We start from the raw sequence: 20,135 nt of genomic DNA on the forward strand, positions 1-20,135 counted from the left end.
CCCGCTTCCGAGACTTCCGAGACACTCTCGAAACGAGTCGACTCGCAGGCCTCGAATGACCGCGTATAGACAGCAATCAAAGTACGCTCACCTCCGAATCGCTATGCAACCCGGAGTGTGGCGACTCGAACGCCGGCACGAGTTCAATTGATGATCAAGACGAATCCCGCCGTTCCCATCAAGAGTGCGATCCCAACGAGCAAGAGTGCGAAGAGTTCCTTCTCGGTCACAGCCGTCCAAACACCGGACACGAACAAAAGTTTGTATCCGATGTCGAGGGAACGACGATCATGACCGACGACCGAAGCGAGACGCCGCCCGCTGGCGAGCCGATCGCGGCGACAGGGAGAACCGTCACCGGACGCACGCTCGTTCTCGCTACGGTCGGAACGATCGTCCTCGTCACTGCTGTCTTCGGGGCCGTTCTGGGCTTTCTCCTTCCCCGGCACGCTGAACTCGAGTCGATAACCGTGAACGGAGCAACGGTCGTCGTGTCACCGATAACGGGTGCGCTTTACGGGGCTGTGACGATCGGCTGTGTGCTGCTGACACTGGTTGCAGTCGTAATGGTGGCATCACGAGCCGGCAACGGAAACGGCGGATAATCGTCCAACACGATGTGCAGGCTCCGCGGAGCGGAGACGGTCGATTGCGATCAGTCGTTCGCCGCCGATTGTAATCGCTTCGTCGTCTGGACCAGCGGGTGGCGCGCGTAGTCGACGACCTCGATATCGTCGAGTTCTTCGAGTCCCTCGTTGGCGGCGGTCTTGGCCATTCCGAGTTCGATTTCGTGGTCGATGACGATGACGTAGGCGTCCATGGCGTCGATGCCGAGTCTGTCGGAGGCGAGGACGCGGTGGTGGCCGTCGGCGAGCAAGAGCGTCCCGCCGTTGTCGATAACGACGAGGGGTTCGGCCAGGCCGCGTTCGAGTTCGTACTGGCGTCCCTCGAGTTCGTCGGCGTAGACGCGGCCCTGGGTGGGGGTGAGTTGATCGATCGCGACGGTACGGCGTTCCTGTTCGAGCTCGATGTCGTGGATCTGTTCGAGCGTTCGGACGAGTTTCCCGACCTTTTCGGGGGTTGCGCGTTCGATCTGACTGCGGATGACGTCGGCGTTCGAGATGATGCCGACGAGGTTGCCCGCGTCGTCGACGACGGGGAGTTTCTGGATGCCGGAGCGGAGGATGACTCGGGCGGCGTCGGTGACTTTCATTTCGGGGTGAGCGACGAGCAGGTCGGTCGTCATGACCTTGAAGATGGGGTCGTCGTCGTCGGCCAGCAGCAGATCGCGAGCGCTGATAAAGCCCTCGACGCGGCGGCGTTCACAGACGGGAAAGCCGCTGTGCTCGTCGCTCTCTGCGATCCGCGCTGCAACGTCACCCACGGTAGCGTCGGGCGAGACGGTCGCCACGTCGCGGGTCATGTACTCCTCGACCTGGGGCTTTGTCCTGTCCGACACGATCTCCATACCGGTGGTAACGGGTCCGTGCGCAAAAGTACTGTTACTGTCCGCAGATGGCGGTCACTCCTCGTCGTCGTCCGTTTCGACGGGCGATCGAACCGACTCCGGCGATTCCACCCAGTCGGCATCCGCCTCGAACAGCCACTCGCTCGCCCGGTGGTCCGTACTGACCGGGACGCCCGGACGCGTCTCCATCGCCTCGAAAAACCGGTCGGTAATCACTTCCTCTGCAACGTTGACGATCGATTCGACCTCCGCTTCGTCGTCGAGTTGGCCGAGAATACCGACCTCGAGTTGGGCACCGGCCATGTCCGCGTGACCGCCGGCGCTCCCGATCTGGTCGAACCCGTCCCGGAGCGTTTCCCCGAGATCGACATCGCTGGACCGGGACCGGGCCGAGAGAAACGCCATCTCGTCCCTGAACCCGAAGACGAGCGTCGTTTCGACGCCGTCCATCGCGAGCAACTGATCTGCCGCCTGGGGAAGCGCGTCCCGGTTTCCGATCCGGCCGGCACTCGCCACGACGACCGATCCGCGCTGGACCCGGTTTTTGATCGCCAGCGCAATCGTCTCGAGCGTCTCGCCTTCGAGCGTCGGTTGTTCGATCCGACGAAGAATCGACGTTTCGACGTGTGGCCGGAGAACCGACGCTGCCCGAAAGTCCGCCGGCGAGACCTCCCGCGTAAAGTCGTTCGTGTCGATCCGAATGCCATACAGCAATGCCGTCGCCGTCGCCGAGTCGAACGTCCCACTGAACCGGTCGATATACTCAGTCAGTATCGTACTGGTCGCTCCGACCGACTCGCGCAACTCGACGAACTCGCTCGGGATCGGCCCCCGTGGCGGATGGTGGTCGATGACGATATCGATCGGGCGCTCCTCGGGAAGTTGGTCGTTAACCCCCGGACGGGAGTGATCCACCAGCGCAACTGCCTCGTACGTCTCCAGCGTCTCGCCCGGCGAAAGGTTCCGCAGGGACAGCCCCAGCAGGTTCACCATCGCCCGATTCTCCTGATGAGAGATGTCCCCGAAATAACAGGCATCGGCGGGAACGCCAACCGACTCGGCGATATCGGCAAGCGCAACCGCGCTCGCAATCGCGTCCGGATCGGGATTGTCGTGCATCACGACCGCGAGCGGCCCGTCGATCGTCACTAACTTCCGTTGCAGCCCGAGCGCCGCCTCGGCCTCCGATGTCGTCGTCTCCTCCAACACCCGTTCGACGAGTGCACTCGTGGCATCGACGGTGTGATCCGCGAGTTCAGTAAACCTGGCACGATCGTCGGATGTCGGGTTCCCGCCCATGTAGGCGGTGATCGAAGCGGCGGGAAACTGATCTCTCGCGGTTTCGAGGGCGTGGCGGTTGGTATCGGTTCGGTCACCGCCGATGAAGATGACATCGGGGTGGTCGATGGTTGCGAGGGTGTCGGGATCGGTCGGGTCGCCACGGCGGGCGGGGATGCTCTCATCGCGGAGCGTTTCGGCGACGTTCTGGTCGGCGGTGATGACGAGGAGGCGGTCGGCCGGACTGGTTGCTGTTGCAGTCCTGGCGGCGAGGGAGAGTGCAGACTGTCTGGCAGTAGTGTACGCAGCAGTTGGTGCCGTGCTCGGACTGGCGGCAGTGGAAGTGGAAGTGGGAGGTGAATTGATAGCGTCGGAACCGTGTGTGTGGCCCGGAAGATGGCTCTGGCCGCGGGTAGAGAGCGCTTCGGCAACGGTGCGGCCGACGGTTCCGCACCCGAGGACGAGCCGGAAAACCATGTATCGCGGCTTGCGACCCAGAGAGGTAAAACCTACCGGTACCGAGTTCGGGCGAGACCGCACGACCACACCCACGTGCGCTATCGTGAACTCGAACCGACGCCAAACACGGGGGTTTTCGAGTGGAGAAGCGACAGGATAGAGAGGCCAGGAGTCAGGGGTTCGCTGTTAGGTGTTAGGTGAGCACGGCAGTTGCTGCGTTGACGGCCGTATCGGCGACGGGGCCGAACATCGGCAGGAGTGCAACCGTCATGACGGCTGCAACGACGAGCGCAGCGTACAGTCCGATCGGCTGGGAGAGGGAGTCGCGTTCGGCGATCGGGTCTTCGATCCAGACGGCCTTGATCAGCCGAGAGTAGTAGTACAGCGAGAGGGCGCTGTTGACCACGAGCGCGACGGCGACGACGAGCAAGCCGGCGTCGAGTGCGCTGGTATACAGGAAGTACTTGCTCCAGAAGCCGCCAAGCGGCGGAATGCCGGCGAGACTGAACAGACAGATCCCGAGCGCGAAGCAGGCGACGGGTGCCTGTCGGGCGAGGCCGTTGTAGTCTTCGAAGGTACGGCCGACGCCCCAGTACTCGGCGAGTGCGACGAACAGGAACGCGCCAGTGTTCATGAAGCCGTAGACCAGCAGGTGCATCATCGCCGCGCCCATGACGAGTGCACCGCCGTCGGCCGAGATGCCGGCGAGGCCGATCAGCGCGTAGCCCGCGTGGCCGATCGAGGAGTATGCGAGCATGCGTTTGACGTTCTCCTGGGTTGCGGCGGCGAAGTTCCCGAGCGTCATCGTGACGACCGCGAGGACGATGAACGCGACCGTCCAGTCGACGCCGATGACGCTCGCCGTCTGGGCGACGGGGAACGCCTCGGTGAACACGCGGAACGCGATGACGAAACCGGCCGCCTTCGAGGCCGACGAGAGGAACGCCGAAATCGGTGCGGGCGCGCCCTCGTAGGCCTCCGGGGCCCAGAAGTGGAACGGGACGCTCGCGGTCTTGTACGCGAAACCGCCGATCAGCATGAGGATGCCGAGACCGAGCAGTCCGCCGTAGTCGTTCGCGTCGCCGTTCCCGATGACATCCGCGATGGTTTCGAGTTGCAGATGCCCGGTCGCACCGTAGACCAGCGAGATGCCGTAGAGGAAGATGGCCGAGGACAGCGCGCCGATCAGGAAGTACTTCAGACCGCCCTCGACGCTGCCGCGGTTGTCCTTGAGGATCGCGACGAGCGCGTAGGACGGCAGACTCGAGAGTTCGAGCGCGATGAAGATCGTTACCAGACTATTGGCGGCGGCCATCGTGGCCATCCCGGTCGCGGCGAGCAAGACCAGCGAGTAGTACTCGGCCTGGTAGGCGTGCTCTTCCATGTAATCGTAGCTCGCGACGGTCACGAGCGCCGTGACGACGGTGATGACGATCATGAAGAACAGCGCGAGCTGGTCGACGACGAACTGGTTGCCCAGCACGTCGATGACGCCGCGGCCACCGTCGATAGTCGGCGTGCCGACGCCGGCCAGGACGAACCAGACCGCGACGCCGAGTGCGGCGAGCGAGCCCGCCGTCGCAGTGCCGGCGAGCAGACCGCGGTTCGTCGTCGTCGGCGAGATACTATCGATGACGAACAAGGCAAGCGCCGTCGCCGCGAGCAGTACTGCCGGGGCGAGTGCCGTCCAGCCGGGAAGTTCGAAGATCGCCATTACAGTCCACCTCCGGTCTCCAGAATCGGAGTAACTGCGTCTTTCATCATCTCGAAGATCAACTCTGGGGCCACGCCAAGCAGGATGATCAGTCCGAGCAACACGAACATCGGTGCGATGTCGTGCAACGCGGCGCGGCCGATCTCGTAGTCAGTTTCCAGGTGGTACGGTCCGAAGACCGTCCGCTGGAGTGCAAACAGCAGGTAGCCGGCGACGATGACGATGCCGAACATCGCAAGCGCCGTAAACACCTGCGAGTACGCGAGCAACTCGGAGCCGAAGGCCCCGAAGAAGATCGTGAACTCGCCGTAGAAGCCGCTCATCAGCGGCAGTCCCATGTAGCCGAACGCGCCAGCGACGAGAACGCCGGCCGCGACGGGCATCCGATCCGCCAGTCCGGACATGTCGGTGACCATCCGCGTGTGGGTCACGTTGTAGATGACGCCGACGGCCATGAACATCAGCCCGGAGATCAGTCCGTGACTGACCATCTGGAAGGTCGCGCCGCTGACGCCGAACTCGGTGTACGCGATCAGGCCGAGGATGACGTAGCCCATCGAGGAGACCGAGGAGTAGGCGACGATCCGTTTCAGGTCCGTCTGCGCCAGCGCCAACAATGCGCCGTAGATGACGCTGATGACCGCGATCGCGGCGATCGGCACCGCGTAGGCCTCGACCTGCTCGGGGAACATGGTGAAGTTGAACCGCAACAGCGCGTAGGTCCCCATCTTCAGTAGCACGCCGGCAAGCAGAACGGAGGCCGGCGTCGGAGCCTCGACGTGGGCGTCCGGCAGCCACGTGTGGAACGGGACGACCGGCACCTTGACTGCGAAGCCGAGGAACATTGCGACGAACACGATCGCGGTGAGCGTGCCCGGATCGACGCCGAACAGCGCCGTCTGGACGCCGCCGCCGTTGACCATCGCGTCCGCGATTTCGGGCAGCGCAAAGCTCGTGACCCCGTCACCGAGACCGAGGACGAGCGCGATGAACGCGCCGAACATCACGAGCGAGGCGACGTTCGTGTAGACGAAGAACTTGATCGCGGCGTACTTCCGGCGCGGACCGCCCCAGATCCCGATCAGCAAGTACATCGGGATGAGGACGGCCTCCCAGAAGATGAACCAGACGAAGAAGTCCAGTGCGGCGAAGACGCCGATCAGGTTTGCCTCGATAAAGAGCAGGAGGCCGTAGAACTGGGACTCGCGCTCGTCGATCGGCGTCCACGAACTCACGATCGCAAGGGTGACGAGGATCGTCGTCATGACCACGAGCGGCAGACTGATGCCGTCGAGGCCGACGAACCACGAGATCGTGTAGTCGCCGAACTGAATCCATTCGACGTTCGAGGAGAACGCGAGTTCACCGCCGAGCAGGGCGTTGCCGCTGCCGTCGAACGCCGAGAACAGCCACAGCGCGAGTGCGGTCGGAATCAGGCTGATGGCGAACGCCAGTTTGCCGGCGATGCGGTTCGGCGCGACGAACGTGACGAGCGCGCCGAGCAGTGCAACCGCGATCAGTGCTTCGATCATCATAGGAACCACCCCCCGAGCGTGCCGAGGAGAAGCAGGAGGCCGATGAACCCGGCCACCAACAGCGCCGCGTAGTTCGTCACGAGGCCGGTCTGGACTCGTTTCAGCCGGCTGCCGCCGAAGAGACTCGCGGTCGAGACGCTATTGACGAGGCCGTCGATGACGGACTGGTCGAACCGGTCTGCCATGCGAGCGACGGGCAACGTGACCCGTTCGGCGATCCATACCTGGTACTCGTCCTGGTAGTAGTTCGCCTCGAGCGTCCGGCGAACGCCGCCGAGTCGCTCCTTGTGGCGCACCGGTTCGGGGACGTTGTAGAGGGTGTGTGCGGTGAGCGCACCGGCGAGTGCCAGTCCGAGCGAGAGGCCGGCACCGAGCAGCATCGTCACCGTCTCGGAGCCGATCGCGCCCTCGTCGAAGGCGACGGTCTCGTGGTAGGCGTGGTAGGTCAGCCCTTCGACCGAGCCGAACTCGCCGTCGAGCCAGTGCTCCAAGAACGTGATGTCGGCACCCAGCACCTGCGCGAGCGGTGCGAGGTTGACGAGACCCGCGACGACGGCGAGGATACCCAGCACGATCAGCGGGGCCTTGATCGACCAGCCGACCGGGTGCGGGTCCTCGGCGGTCTCCGACCGGGGCTCACCGTGGAAGGTGAGAAAGACCATCCGGAAGGTGTAGAAACCGGTGAAAAAGACCGCGAGCAGCGCCATCGCGTAAGCGACGAGGATCACCGGCTGTTCGAGGCCGACGATCAGGGCGTCGTAGAGCACCTCGTCCTTGGACCAGAAGCCCGAGAACGGGATGATCCCCGCGAGCGCGAGCGCGCCGGCGAGGAACGTGTAGTACGTGATGGGTGCTTTGTCCTTCAGACCGCCCATCTTCCACATGTCCTGTTCGTGGTGCATGATCACGATAACTGCGCCGGCACCCAGGAACAGCAGCGCCTTGAAGAAGGCGTGGTTCATGAGGTGGAAGACGCCGGCGACGTAGCCGCCGACGCCGAGTCCGAGCATCATGTAACCGTACTGGCTGATCGTCGAGTACGCCAGCACCTGTTTGATATCGTCTTTGACGACGCCCATCGTCGCGGCAAACAGCGCGGTGAAGCCACCGACGAACGCGATGACCGTTAGCGCGGTCGGCGAGAGCGCATAGTAGCCGAACATCCGGGCGACCAGATAGACGCCGGCCGCGACCATCGTCGCCGCGTGAATGAGTGCGGAGACCGTGGTCGGACCTTCCATGGCGTCCGGCAGCCAGGTGTGCAGCGGGAACTGCGCGGACTTGCCCATGACGCCCCCGAGGACGAGCAAGGCGGTGATCGTCACCCAGGTCCGCGCATCGAAGCCGAACAGCGTCTGGCCGTTTTCGATCGCCGTCTCGGCGGCAACGACGAAGGAGTTCTCCCCGGCGAACGCGACCGTGCCGAACGTCGACGCGATGGCGACGACGCCCAGCAGGAAGAAGTAGTCACCGAAGCGAGTGACCAGAAACGCCTTCTTCGCGGCCGAGGGTGCCGATCGGGTGCGAAACCAGAAGCCGATCAGCAGGTACGAACACAGGCCGACGAGTTCGAAGAACATGAACGCCATCAGCAGGTTGTCCGCGTAGACGAAGGCGAGCATGCTGAACGTAAAGAGCCCGAGTCCGGCGTAGTACCGCGGCAGTCCGGTCTCGCCCTCGGCGTTCATGTACCCGAGACTGAAGACGTGTACGAGGAACGCGACCAGCGAGACGATGACGAGCATCAACGCCGACAGCGGATCGATCAAGAGTCCGAAGGTGAACTCGATCCCGTTTGATCCGGCCTCGGTCAGTACGTCGCCGGCAGCCCACTCGTAGAGCGTCTCGTGATATACTTCGCCGCCCGCGACGGTGACGAGCAGCCACAGCGAGAGCAGGAGCGAGCCTGCCGTCGCGAGGATGCCCGCGATCGCGCCCCGTTTCGGCATGTACTTGCCGAAGGTTAGCGCGACGACGAACGCCACGAGCGGGAACAGTGCGATTGCCGGAGCGTAACCGAATGCACCTGTTCCTGCCATCTTACCACCTCATCGTCGTTGGAACCGTGACATCGACGTCACGGAAGTTACGGTACAACACCAGCAAGATTCCGAGTCCGATCGCAACCTCTGCGGCGGCGAGCGCCATGGTGAACAGGGCGAACACCTGCCCGGTGAGGTTGCCGTGATAGAACGCGAACGCGATCAGATTGATGTTGGCCGCGTTCAGCATGAGTTCGACGGACATCAGAAACAGCAGTGCGTTGCGACGCGTCAGAATGCCAAAGAGCCCGATCGAGAACAGGGCCATCGACAGGAGGACGTAGTACTGAACCTCGACCGCCATCAGGCGTCACCTCCTGTGTCGCCGTCGCCATCGTTATCGTCGTTGCCATCGCCACCGGTCGTCGAATCAGCGGCAGAATCGGCGTCGGATCCGGTAGCTGTCACACTCCCGGTTGAATCCGAGCCGCCGTCTGCGACCGTCTCGCGTCCCGTCGCGGACCTGACCGGTTCGGCATCGTCACGCTGGCTCGGCAGTGCGACGACCGGTTTCCCTCCCTCCTCGCGCTTTGCGAGGACGATCGCTCCGTCGAGGGCCGCATCGAGGACGACGGCGATCAGGAAGAACGCCGCAAGGAACGACTCCGTGTTCGGAATCGATCCCGCGGTGGACTGGAGTTCGTCGAGTCCGAACATCGCGTACCCGAGTTCAGATGTGATCGCAATGCTCTCGGGGAATCCCTGGCTCCCGCCGAAGCTCGTATTCAGGACGATCAGCGCCATCAGCCCGAAGAGGCCGACCGCGAGGACGCCCGGAAGGAGCACCCGCCCGACCCGGAGTCGCGGCTTGGTCGTCATGTCTGTACCACCTCGTCGGCGTTCGTCTCCGTATCGTCTGTCGCGTCCTCACGCTCCGTCAGCATCACGGCGAACGTGATGAGGATGAGCACCCCGCCGACGTAGACGAGAACCTGCATCATCGCGACGAACTCGGCCGCCTGCATCACGAAGTGGACCGCGATGCTCAACAGCGCAACGCCGAGCATGAGCGCTGAGTGCCACGGCTCTCGCAAGAGAACCACACCCAGCGCGCTGGCGAGCGTGATGAACGCAAACAGCGCGAACGCGATCTGCTCGTATATCATTGTTGTGTTAGACTGCCCGTTTCGGGGACGGGCGACCCATTACTGGTAATCGACCTCCCCGTCTCCCTCGCCGATCCACGCGCCCCGGTCCGGTTCGCGTGACTCGAGCGGGTCGATATCCTTGTACCACGGTACCGACTTCAGCTCCTCTTTGTTGTAGACGAGGTCGTGTTTGGTATCGCCAGTGAACTCGAAGTTCTGCGTGAGCAGGATGGCGTCGACGGGACAGACCTCCTCGCAGAGCCGGCAGTAGATACACTGGCCGATGTGGAGGTTGTACTGTTCGCCGTTTCGCTTGTCGTCCATGACGATCTGGATCGTGTCGTTCGGACAGACATTCTCGCACTGGCGACACCAGATACAGCGTTCCTGGCTGAACTTGTGGACGCCGCGGAATCGCGGCGATACGTCCGGTGCCGTGCTCGGATACTCCACCGTGAAGGTGGAGCCGTCCAGTGCGTGTTTCATCGTCGTTGCCATCGATTTGAGTACCCCGATCATGCTATCACCCCTACGATTGCCGCGGTTAGTCCGAGATTCGCAAACGAGAGGACGAGCAGTCCCTTCCAGCCGATCTCGATAAGCTGGTCGATTCGTACGCGCGGCACCGCCGAACGCAGCCACTGCGTCAGGAAGAACACGCCCCAGATTTTGAGGGTGAACCAGACGATGCCGAGTGCATCGGGCCCCGGTCCGGCCGGGCCGCCGAGGAAGATCGTCGAGATAATCGCCCCGCCGAGGAAGATGTGGAGGAACTCGCCGAGGTAGACTAGCACGAAGTAGACCGAGGAGTACTCGGTCTGGTATCCGGCAACGAGTTCAGCCGGCGCTTCGGGCATGTCGAACGGGTTGCGTCCGACCTCGGCGAAGTTCGCGATCAGAAAGAGGACGAACGCGAACGGGTTGACGAGGGCGTACCAGGCCGGAATCGAGACGACTCCGAGATCGACGAGCGTCTGCGTGTTCTGTGCATCGACGATCGTACTCATCTGCAGCGAGCCCGCAAACAGCACGACGGACATCCCGGTCACGACGAGTGGGATCTCGTAGGCGACGTTCTGTGCGACCGCGCGCAAGCCGCCGAGCAGTGAGTACTTGTTGCCCGACGAATAGCCGGCCATCACGAGTCCGATCGAGGCGATCCCGGCGACGGCGAAGGCAAACGCCAGGCCGACCTCGGGATCCGCGAGTTGGATGCCGCTTCCCATCGGGATCACGGCGAACCCGAGGAGCGCCGATCCCACGATGACGATCGGCGCAAGGTCGTAGGCCGGCCGGTCCGCGTTCTCCGGAATGATGTTCTCCTTCGAGAGCATCCGAACTGCGTCCGCGATGATGATGCCGATGCCGGCCGGTCCGATCTGGTTGATCGAAATGCGGTCCGTAAAGGAGGCCGTTATCTTTCGCTTCGCCCAGGGACCGGCGACGGCAGTCATCGCGAGGATCAGGCTCCCGACGATGACCGCACCGATGAGCGTCGAGAGCAACTCGCCGGCGAGACCGAACTCGTTCAGGCCGGTGAGATCGCCGAGACGCTCGGGTAACAGCACGTCCGACTGGAGCGGCGTGGTTGTCGCCGCGTTCATCGATCCACCTCACCTAAGACGATATCGAGGCTGCCGAGCGACGCGATCAGGTCGGGGATGTACTCCCCTTCGGACATCTCCCCGAGGGCCTGCAGGTTCGAGAAGCACGGACTTCGGATCTTGAACCGACCGGGCTTGTCCGTGCCGTCGGAGCGAATGTAGATGCCGAGTTCACCTTTGGCACCCTCGACGGCCCGGTAGATTTCGGTGTCGGCGTCCGGCTTCAGCGTCCGGGGGACGTTGGCCTGGACATCGCGTTCGTCTTCGGGCCATTCTTCGAGCAGATCGAGACACTGCTCGATGATCTTTGCGGACTCCTCGACTTCTTCCATCCGACAGAGGACGCGGGCGTAGTTGTCACAACCATCGCGCGTGATGACGTCCCAATCGAGTTGGTCGTAGTACCCGTAGGGGTCGTCACGACGGAGGTCGTAGTCGACGCCGGAGCCGCGAACGACCGGGCCCGTACAGCCGTAGCTTTTCGCGACGTCCGGCTCTAAGACGCCCGTGTCGATACACCGGGTCTGGAAGATTTCGTTCCCCGTGATCAGGTCGTGGTACTCCGCGACCTTCGCCGGGAGTTCGTCAAGGAAGTCTCGCGCCTGCGCGAAGAACTCCTCGCGCGGTTCGGGCAGATCCCAGGCGACGCCCCCGACCCGGAAGTAGTTGAACATCATCCGCTGGCCCGTCAGGTCCTCCAGCAGATCCTGGATGACCTCCCGGTCGCGGAACGTGTACATGAACGTCGCGGTGAACTCGCCGTAGACGTCGAGTGCGAACGTTCCGAGTGCGAGCATGTGCGAGGCGATCCGGCAGAGTTCAGCGCCCATCGTCCGGATGACCTGCGCGTACTCGGGGACCTCGACGTCGGCCAGATCTTCGATCGCCCGCGCGTAGGCCCACTCGTTCAACAGGCCCGCCGAGACGTAGTCCCAGCGGTCGGGGTAGGGCATGATCTGGTGGCGGTAGGTTCCCGACTGACACATCTGCTCTTCACACCGGTGGAGATAGCCGATATCCGGCTCGACATCGGCGACGGTCTCGCCGTCGAGTACCGTTTCGACGTGAAGGACACCGTGAGTTGCCGGATGGTGCGGCCCGATGTTCAGGAACATCGTGTCCGAATCGGCCTCTCGGTGGTCGGGCTGGATCGGGTTCTGATGCTCTGTCAGCGTGACGAGCTGCGGTTTTTCCTGGTCGTAATCCTTCGAGAGCGGATGTCCCTGCCAGGTCTCGGGCAGGAGAATCCGCCGGAGGTCCGGGTGCCCCTCGTATTCGACGCCGATGAGGTCGTAGGCCTCTCGTTCGTGCCAGTCGGCCGTTCGGAACACCGGTTCGGCGCTCTGACTGACCGGATTCTCGGTCGTCGTCGGAACGACGATGCTGAGTTCGTCGGTCGGATCGGCGAACTTCTTCAGGTGGTAGATCGACTCGTACCGGTCCTCGTACTGCTGTGCGGTGACACACGAGAGGTGGTCGTAGCCGGCCTCGTCCCGAAGGTCCGAAAGAACGGCCTGCACGTCGTTGGGATTGATGACGAATCCCGGCGCGTTCAGGTGTTCTTCGCGTGCGATTGCGCGGTCACCGAGCAGCGCCTCGAGTTCGGCTTCGTCGGTGCCGGACGCTGGCTGTGTCAGCTCCGGCTCGGTTTCGGCCTCGGATTCCGTGCCCGTGCTCATGGTGAATCAGCCCAGTTGTACCGCATGACGAGGTCGTCCTCGTCGATCTGGTCTGCGAGTTTCTGGACCAGTTCGTCCTTCGGCAGGTCGCCGAACTCCTCGAGTTCGTACGGTTTGACGACGACGGCCGAGGACTCGCCGTTTTTGATCCGCTCCTGGAGTTTGAGGACGCCGTAGATCAGGGCTTCAGGCCGCGGCGGGCAGCCGGGGACGTGAATGTCGATCGGGATGATCTCTTCGGCACCCTTGACGACATTGTACCCTTCCTGGAACGGACCGCCCGAAATCGTACAGGACCCCATCCCGACGACGAATTTGGGCTCGGGCATCTGATCGTAGACGCGCTTCATGCGCGGGCCGAACTTCGAGACGATCGTTCCCGGGACGATCATCACGTCGGCCTGTCGCGGCGACGCGCGCGGGACCCCGGCCCCGAATCGGTCGAGGTCGTGTTTGATCGCGTACGTGTGCATCATCTCGATGCTGCAGCAGGCGATGCCGAACTGGAGCATGAACATCGAGTTCCCGCGCACCCAGTTCATGAACTCGTCGAACTTCGTGAGGATGAACGGGGATGCGCCGAACGCCTCGCGAAGTCTGGAGTTGAAGCGATCGTCGACACCCTCGCCGATCCGGGCCTCACGGGTGTCCGTCGACGGCGCTGTGCTGTCGTGAATCGTTTGTTGTGGTTCGTCGCTACTCATGGTGTCTGGGTCGTGCTCGTGCTCATGGTCGATTCCGCTCCGTGTCTACCTGACGAGGTGTCTGTGCCCACTGGACGGCACCGTTTCGCCACGCCCATGCAAGTCCCGCGAGCAGGATTGCGACGAAAAGCACCATCGGGCCGAGGATATCGAGCAGTGACACGGCATCCGATTCGATGGCATCCAGGTACACGACCGCCCAGGGAAACAGGAGGACGGTTTCGATATCGAAGACGAGGAACAGAAGCGCAACCATGTAGTACTGGATGTTAAACCGGACGCGCGTGCCGCCGGTCGGAACCTCACCACTCTCGTAGGTGGCACGTTTGCTCGTTTCGGGCACACTCGGACGTAGCAGCGCCGATACCGCCATCATACTGAGGGGTATCAGGACTCCGACGAGCGCGAGCGCCCCGATCGCTATCCAATCGTTCATCTCCGTAACGTTCGGGAGTTTAAACCGCACGCACATAAGGGTTGATTGTTCGTTTTCCGGGTCAACACGGGCCAAGCCGAGAGATCAGGGATAAACTGTCTGTCTGTATACTCGGCGTATATTCGCCGTAGTCGTTTCCACGCGAGCGAATCGCGATGTGGCCGAGTACGGACGATAGGAGCGCCAATGAAGAACGATGAACGTTGGACGACCACGCCGGAGTAGTGGCAGGTGGTTCGCCGATTACCGTTCGCGCTCTCGGAACGCAGGCGTTCCCTCGTCGTGGAGTTCGCGCGAAACGGTGCCGACGCCGTCGCGCAGCCCGTCGTGGTAGGTGACGAGACGATCGTGCACGTCGTCGTGCTGACGTGCGAGGATCTGTGCGGCAGAGAGGGCGGCATTGAAGGACTTGCCGGCGTCGACGGCGACGAGCGGCGCGCCGGTCGGCATCCCGATCACGCTGTCGACGGACTTCTCCTGGACGGGGACGCCGATTACCGGCAGCGGATACGCGATCGAGGCGGTCATATTCGGCAGATCAGCGGATTTGCCGCCCGCGCCCGCGATGATGACGTCGAGTCCGCGCTCTTCTGCCGTCTCGGCGTAGGCCGCCATCAGGTCCGGCGTCCGATGGGCCGAGGTGACGTACGTTTCGAACGTAAACCGCTCGTCGGGGGCGTTTTCGTAGTCGGTCTGCTCGGCAAAGCCGAGTTCATCCACGAACGCGTCGTAGGCTCCGCGGCGCTCGCCGCCGGTCAGCATCGTTTCGAGATCGGAATCGCTGCCCATTACGATGCCAACGTCCGGCGTCTCGGCCGCTGGGCGGTCCTGTGTGGCTTCCTCGTGGAGTCGGTCGATCAGGTCGGAAACGCTGTCACTCATAGTAGGTACTGGCGGTCACTCCGACGTGAACGTGACGGACTCCTCGAGTTCGCGCGCGGCCTCGAGTAATTCGGCTGTCGTCTCGTCGTTGCGTCCGGATAGCGTCACGTGACCCAGCTTTCGCAGGGGACGCGCCTCTCGCTTGCCGTACCAGTGGAGGGCCGCACCCGGCGTCTCGAGAATTCGGTCGACGTGTTGCAACGTCGCAGACTGGGACTCCTCGACGTCACCGAGCAGGTTCACCGACACCGTCGGCGAGCGGAGATCGGTCGCGGCGAGGGGCCACCCCAGAACCGCCCGCGCGTGCTGTTCGAACTGCGAACTCTGTGCGCCCTCGATGGTCCAGTGGCCGGAGTTGTGCGGGCGCGGGGCGATTTCGTTGAGCAGGACCTCACCGTCGCTCGTTTCGAACAATTCGATGCCGTAGACGCCGCGCCCCTCCATCACGTCGAGGACATCCGAGGCGACCCCGCGGGCGCGTTCTGCAACCACATCGGAGGAGCCCGCCGGCACGATCGTCTGCCGCAGGATCTCCTCCTCGTGGACGTTCTCGCCGATCGGGAACGTCGCGATTTCGTTCTTGCCCTTGACCGCGATGATCGAGATTTCACGCTCGAACTCGACGAAGGCCTCGACCATGGCGGGGCCGGCGACGGAGTCGAGTGCGGCCTCGGCGTCCGCTTTGGACTCGACGGGAACGTTCCCACGGCCGTCGTAGCCACCGGTTCGAGCCTTGAGCATGACCGGCGCGCCGTAGTCGTCGATCGCGGCGCGGATGTCGGCGGCGTCCGTAACCTTGCGAAACGGCGGGACGGGAACGCCCGCGTCCTCGAGTTCGTGTTTCTGGACGAGTTTGTCGTGAATCGTCTCGAGTGTCGCCGGCTTGGGGTGGACCGGCGTGCCGGAGTCCTCGCTGACGCGCTCTAAGACGTCCTGGTCTGCGAGTTCGATTTCGAAGGTGAGCACGTCGGCGCGAGCGGCGAGTTCACGAATGCCGGCTTCGTCGTCGAAGTCGGCGACGATCTGGTCTCGAGCGACCGGTGCGGCCGGGCAGTCGGGCGTCGGATCGAGGACGACGACCTCGACGCCGAGCGGTGCTGCCGCCTCCGCGAGCATGCGCCCGAGTTGGCCGCCACCGACGACGCCGATCGTTGGTCCTGGCGTCTGTAACGTCGTCATTGGGCGGGCATTGACGGTGACCCCGCTTAAGAATTGGCAATCGGTGAGCGAACGAACTGTACCGACTGGCCGGGAAATAGTATTCACCTGTTATTCCAAAGACATATTCCGACTGATGTTAGCATCGTAATACATGGTCGCGAACGAACCCGTGTTGGATCGACAGTCCGACGGAACGCGGTCGGCCGCCCGCGATCGGTCGGAACCGCTTTTGACGGTCGACGGGTTGGAGAAAACCTACGAGACCGACGCGGGGATGACGACTGCGGTCGACGACGTATCGTTCGCCATCGAGGAAGGGACGATCGTCGGACTGCTCGGTCCGAACGGGGCCGGCAAGACGACGACGATCAAGTTGCTTCTCGGGTTGATCCGCCCGACAGGTGGAACAGCACGCATCGACGGCGTCGATGTAACCGAATCCCCGGCTGCCGCCTCCCGGTCCGTCGCCGCGATGCTTGAAGGGGCGCGGAACGTCTACTGGCGGCTTACCGTTCGCGAAAACATTCGATTCTTCGCCCGGATCGGCGGTCAACGGGCCGATTCCGACCGGATCGATCGACTACTCGAACAGGTCGGTCTCGCGGACCGAGCCGACGATCCGGTCAACGAACTCTCCCGCGGAATGAAACAGAAGGCGTCGCTGGCGTGTACCCTCGTTCGGGAGACGCCGCTCGTCGTTCTCGACGAACCCACGCTGGGCCTCGACGTGGAGAGTTCGTTCGAACTGCGCCGGGAACTCCGGCGACTGGCGGACCAGAACGAGCGAACGGTTCTCGTTTCGAGTCACGACATGCAGGTCATCGAATCACTGTGTAACCGAGTTATCATCCTGAACGACGGGTCGGTGCTGGCGGACGAGACGGTCGAGACGCTGCTCGATCTGTTCCGGACGCGAGCCGTCCGCGTGACCGTCACCGGGTGGTTATCGAACGATGTGAAAACAACCCTCACCGAACGATTCGGCGCGACGGCGTGGACGAGCCGCGATGACGGGACTACCGTGACACACCGGTTCGACGCGACCCGCGTGCAGGGAAACGAGTTCTACGAGCTAATGGCGGTGCTTCGAAATTCGGGGACAACGTTCGGCTCAGTTGAGACGCTCGAGCCGGACCTCGAAGACGTGTTCTTACGGCTTATCGAAACCGAGCGGAGGCCCGCCGATGACTAACCAGTTGCGTCTCGTCGCCGCCGTCATCGAAAAGCGGGTCGTCCTTCTGAGACGATATTGGGTCAATACGCTCATGCGAGTCGTCGGGATGTACGCGACGTTCGCAGTGGTTTTTCTCGGCGGCCGGTCGCTCGGCGGCGCGGATGCCGAGGCCGCTCTCGATGTCATCGTCGTCGGTTTCTTCCTCTTTTTGGCTACCAGTGCGGCGTATTTCGACGTCGCTGGTAGCATCATGCGAGAAGCCAAATGGGGCACGCTCGAACAACTGTATCTCTCGCCCGCCGGTCTCGGTCGCATTTTCTCGGTTACAACCGTGTTCAATATCGTCCTCAGTAGCGGTCTCGCGCTCGTCCTCCTCGCTCTCATGGTCGTCACGACCGGTCGATCGGTCTCGGTAGACCTGCTCACGGTCGCGCCGCTGCTCGTCGTCACGATCCTACCGGCGATCGGCGTCGGCTACGCCGTTGCCGGACTTTCCTTGCTCTACAAACGGCTCGAAAACGTCCAGCAACTGCTTCGGTTCGGCTTTGCCGGCCTGATCGCTGCCCCCGGTGCGGTCCAGGGACCCGCTCTCGCCTTCCTCCCGGTCAGCCCCGGAAGCAACCTCATCACCCTCGCAATGCTAGACGGAACGAGACTCTGGGAGTTTCCGCCCACCGAACTCGTCGCGCTGTTCGTCACTAGCACCGGCTACCTCGTCGGCGGCTACCTCGTCTTTTTGCATCTGGTCGAGCGAACTCGCGACCGTGGCGTGATGGGCCACTACTGATACTGTCGGACAGAAGTCAGTGAGGAGTTGGTCGCGATAATCCGGCTATTTCCGTTGGAAACAGCCGAGTTCGAGCAACCGATCTTCAAATAGTGCTGTCCGATAGTATGACCGATCCCGAACTCGCGAACTGCCGAGTTTGCGAATCTGCGGGTCGAACGCGCTTGCTGCGTTATTTCTCGTTGACGCTGAGGACCTTGCCGGCCGCGATGGTCTGGCCCATGTCGCGGATGGCGAAGCTCCCGAGTTCAGGGATTTCGCTGGACGGTTCGATGCTGAGGGGCTTCTGGGGTCGGATGGTGACCACAGCAGCGTCACCCGACTGGATGAAGTCGGGGTCTTCCTCGGCGACTTCGCCGCTCGAGGAGTCGATCTTCTGATCGATGGATTCGATCGTACAGGCGACCTGTGCCGTGTGCGCGTGGAAGACCGGCGTATAGCCGGCCGTGATCACGGACGGGTGTTGCATGACGACGATCTGGGCCTGGAAGGTCTCGGCGACGCTCGGCGGATCGTCGGCCGGGCCGCAGACATCGCCGCGGCGGATATCGTCCTTGCCGATGCCGCGGACGTTGAACCCGACGTTATCGCCGGGTTCGGCCTTCGGCACTTCCTCGTGGTGCATCTCGATCGTCTTTACTTCGCCGCCCACGTCGCTGGGCTGGAAGGAAACGGTATCGCCGGTGTTCATGATACCGGTTTCGATGCGGCCGACCGGGACGGTTCCGATACCCGAAATCGTGTACACGTCCTGAATCGGCAGGCGAAGCGGTGCATCCGTCGGCGGCTCCGGCTCCGGCAAGGTGTTGAGGGCCTCGAGAACGGTTTCACCCTCGTACCACGGCGTGTTATCGGAGACGTCCGCGACGTTGTCGCCTTCGAACGCCGAGACGGGAATGAACGAGGCGTCCTCGGTGTTGAACTGCACCTGATTGAGCAGTTGGGTAACCTCCTCGACGACCTCATCGTAGGTGGATTCCTCGTAGTCGACGACGTCCATCTTGTTGACGGCGACGATGAGTTCGTCGATGCCGAGCGTTCGTGCAAGGAAAACGTGTTCCTGGGTCTGGGGCGCGACGCCGTCGTCGGCGGCGACGACGAGGACGGCGTGATCCGCCTGGGACGCGCCCGTGATCATGTTCTTGACGAAGTCGCGGTGGCCCGGCGTGTCGACGATTGTGAAGTCGTACTCGTCGGTGGAGAACTCCTGGTGGGCGATGTCGATGGTGACACCGCGTTCGCGCTCCTCGGCGAGGTTGTCCATGACGTAGGCGAACTCGAAGCCGCCTTTCCCCTTCTCTTCGGCCTCCTCGCGGTGCTGTTCGATGACGTGCTCGGGGATGCTCCCCGTTTCGTAGAGGAGTCGTCCCACGAGCGTACTCTTCCCGTGGTCAACGTGGCCGATAATGGCCAGGTTCTGGTGTGGACTTGCACTCATGGTGGTGGGTAGTACCGCTAGCAGGATCTACTCGATATGTACTCCTAAACCCTTGTGCGGCATTTGCTGGACAGTACAGAAACGCTAGACGTGCGTCCGTTACAGGTGATAAGAGCCCGGTCCGATTTTCGGGTCAGCCGGCCGGTGGCATCGGTTCCAACTTGAGGATACATTCGGCGAGAACGGTACCTCTTTTACGCCCGCTCACCTCGGCTCGCGTATGACCGCGCTCGGACTGGTGGTCGCGGAGTTCAATCGACCGATCACCGAGCAGATGGAGCACGAAGCCGCGGAGGCAGCCCAGGCTGCGGGAGCCGAGGTGCACGACATCGTCCACGTCCCCGGGGTGTATGACGCCCCGCTGGCAGCCGACCGCCTCGCGCGACTCGAGGCTGTCGACGCCGTGGCCGTCATCGGAACCGTCATCACCGGCGACACCGACCACGATCAGGTCATCTCCGACGCGACCGCCCAGCGGCTCGCAGACGTGAGCCTCGAGCGTGATACTCCTGTCACACTCGGCGTCACCGGCCCCGGCATGTCCGCGGCCGAGTCACGCGAGCGCATCGAAAACGCTGCGAAAGCGGTCGACAGCGCGCTCGATCTCGTCGACGAACTACCCGATCCCGAGTCACCGTCGCGTACCACCGACTAAAACGACCACGACGCATCCCGAAATCGAACTC

20 protein-coding genes are annotated in these 20,135 nt (G+C 63.0%); 4 read left to right on the forward strand and 16 right to left on the reverse strand.

Translation table 11 applies throughout. From position 1 onward, the window contains the following. Positions 1-290 precede the first annotated feature (290 nt). Complete coding sequence (locus tag SM755_RS04245) at positions 291-605, forward strand: histidine kinase (RefSeq protein WP_323171579.1); 315 nt, start codon at positions 291-293, stop codon at positions 603-605. A 50-nt stretch (positions 606-655) separates the two neighbouring features. Here SM755_RS04245 and SM755_RS04250 read toward each other — a convergent pair whose 3' ends face one another. The 15 genes from SM755_RS04250 to SM755_RS04320 all read right to left on the reverse strand — a co-directional run bounded on the left by SM755_RS04250 (position 656) and on the right by SM755_RS04320 (position 16,068). Next, entirely contained in the window at positions 656-1,468 is an 813-nt protein-coding gene (locus SM755_RS04250) for a CBS domain-containing protein (RefSeq protein WP_323171580.1), read from the reverse strand. A 54-nt stretch (positions 1,469-1,522) separates the two neighbouring features. Then, a complete protein-coding gene (locus SM755_RS04255) occupies positions 1,523-3,223 on the reverse strand; it encodes a DHH family phosphoesterase (RefSeq protein WP_323171581.1) in 1,701 nt (566 codons plus the stop codon). A gap of 175 nt (positions 3,224-3,398) precedes the next feature. Further along, on the reverse strand, positions 3,399-4,919 hold the full coding sequence (locus tag SM755_RS04260; RefSeq protein WP_323171582.1) for an NADH-quinone oxidoreductase subunit N: 1,521 nt from the start codon (positions 4,917-4,919) through the stop codon (positions 3,399-3,401). After that, positions 4,919-6,454, reverse strand: a complete 1,536-nt coding sequence (locus SM755_RS04265; protein ID WP_006664008.1) for a NuoM family protein — start codon at positions 6,452-6,454, stop codon at positions 4,919-4,921. Before SM755_RS04265 ends, SM755_RS04260 begins: the two co-directional genes overlap by 1 nt. Next, complete coding sequence (nuoL, locus tag SM755_RS04270; protein ID WP_323171583.1) at positions 6,451-8,493, reverse strand: NADH-quinone oxidoreductase subunit L; 2,043 nt, start codon at positions 8,491-8,493, stop codon at positions 6,451-6,453. Before nuoL ends, SM755_RS04265 begins: the two co-directional genes overlap by 4 nt. 1 nt (position 8,494) lies before the next feature. Next, on the reverse strand, positions 8,495-8,800 hold the full coding sequence (gene nuoK / locus SM755_RS04275) for an NADH-quinone oxidoreductase subunit NuoK (protein WP_006109477.1): 306 nt from the start codon (positions 8,798-8,800) through the stop codon (positions 8,495-8,497). Then, positions 8,800-9,315, reverse strand: a complete 516-nt coding sequence (locus SM755_RS04280) for a hypothetical protein (RefSeq protein WP_323171584.1) — start codon at positions 9,313-9,315, stop codon at positions 8,800-8,802. The genes nuoK and SM755_RS04280 overlap by 1 nt, the downstream gene beginning before the upstream one ends. Then, positions 9,312-9,602 (reverse strand): NADH-quinone oxidoreductase subunit J, encoded by a 291-nt coding sequence (locus SM755_RS04285; protein ID WP_006109475.1) that lies wholly within the window; start codon positions 9,600-9,602, stop codon positions 9,312-9,314. The genes SM755_RS04280 and SM755_RS04285 overlap by 4 nt, the downstream gene beginning before the upstream one ends. Positions 9,603-9,641: 39 nt before the next feature. Beyond that, a complete protein-coding gene (locus SM755_RS04290) occupies positions 9,642-10,103 on the reverse strand; it encodes an NADH-quinone oxidoreductase subunit I (protein WP_006109474.1) in 462 nt (153 codons plus the stop codon). Further along, on the reverse strand, positions 10,100-11,188 hold the full coding sequence (locus SM755_RS04295) for a complex I subunit 1 family protein (protein WP_323171585.1): 1,089 nt from the start codon (positions 11,186-11,188) through the stop codon (positions 10,100-10,102). The genes SM755_RS04290 and SM755_RS04295 overlap by 4 nt, the downstream gene beginning before the upstream one ends. Then, the gene (locus tag SM755_RS04300; RefSeq protein WP_323171586.1) at positions 11,185-12,867 is read right to left on the reverse strand and encodes an NADH-quinone oxidoreductase subunit D; all 1,683 of its coding nucleotides are present in this window, start codon (positions 12,865-12,867) and stop codon (positions 11,185-11,187) included. The genes SM755_RS04295 and SM755_RS04300 overlap by 4 nt, the downstream gene beginning before the upstream one ends. Then, entirely contained in the window at positions 12,864-13,571 is a 708-nt protein-coding gene (locus SM755_RS04305) for an NADH-quinone oxidoreductase subunit B (RefSeq protein WP_006109471.1), read from the reverse strand. The genes SM755_RS04300 and SM755_RS04305 overlap by 4 nt, the downstream gene beginning before the upstream one ends. Before the next feature lie 22 nt (positions 13,572-13,593). Continuing rightward, on the reverse strand, positions 13,594-14,007 hold the full coding sequence (locus SM755_RS04310; RefSeq protein WP_006664003.1) for an NADH-quinone oxidoreductase subunit A: 414 nt from the start codon (positions 14,005-14,007) through the stop codon (positions 13,594-13,596). A gap of 243 nt (positions 14,008-14,250) precedes the next feature. Further along, positions 14,251-14,889, reverse strand: coding sequence for an AIR carboxylase family protein (locus SM755_RS04315; RefSeq protein WP_323171587.1), 639 nt, complete (start codon positions 14,887-14,889; stop codon positions 14,251-14,253). 15 nt (positions 14,890-14,904) lie between these two features. Beyond that, positions 14,905-16,068 carry a 5-(carboxyamino)imidazole ribonucleotide synthase gene (locus tag SM755_RS04320; RefSeq protein ID WP_323171588.1) on the reverse strand — a complete coding sequence of 388 codons (1,164 nt, stop codon included), beginning with the start codon at positions 16,066-16,068 and terminating at the stop codon, positions 14,905-14,907. A 133-nt stretch (positions 16,069-16,201) separates the two neighbouring features. Between SM755_RS04320 and SM755_RS04325 the strand changes: the two genes are divergently transcribed. Both SM755_RS04325 and SM755_RS04330 read left to right on the forward strand, forming a co-directional pair. Beyond that, on the forward strand, positions 16,202-17,242 hold the full coding sequence (locus SM755_RS04325) for an ABC transporter ATP-binding protein (protein WP_323171589.1): 1,041 nt from the start codon (positions 16,202-16,204) through the stop codon (positions 17,240-17,242). Further along, positions 17,235-18,011 carry an ABC transporter gene (locus tag SM755_RS04330; RefSeq protein WP_323171590.1) on the forward strand — a complete coding sequence of 259 codons (777 nt, stop codon included), beginning with the start codon at positions 17,235-17,237 and terminating at the stop codon, positions 18,009-18,011. The genes SM755_RS04325 and SM755_RS04330 overlap by 8 nt, the downstream gene beginning before the upstream one ends. A gap of 172 nt (positions 18,012-18,183) precedes the next feature. Here SM755_RS04330 and tuf read toward each other — a convergent pair whose 3' ends face one another. After that, positions 18,184-19,449, reverse strand: a complete 1,266-nt coding sequence (gene tuf, locus SM755_RS04335; RefSeq protein ID WP_323171591.1) for a translation elongation factor EF-1 subunit alpha — start codon at positions 19,447-19,449, stop codon at positions 18,184-18,186. Between the two features lie 220 nt (positions 19,450-19,669). Between tuf and ribH the strand changes: the two genes are divergently transcribed. Beyond that, positions 19,670-20,104 (forward strand): 6,7-dimethyl-8-ribityllumazine synthase, encoded by a 435-nt coding sequence (gene ribH, locus SM755_RS04340; protein ID WP_323171592.1) that lies wholly within the window; start codon positions 19,670-19,672, stop codon positions 20,102-20,104. Positions 20,105-20,135 lie beyond the last annotated feature (31 nt).

This window comes from Natrialba sp. PRR66, from assembly GCF_034808065.1.
GTDB lineage: Archaea > Halobacteriota > Halobacteria > Halobacteriales > Natrialbaceae > Natrialba > Natrialba aegyptia.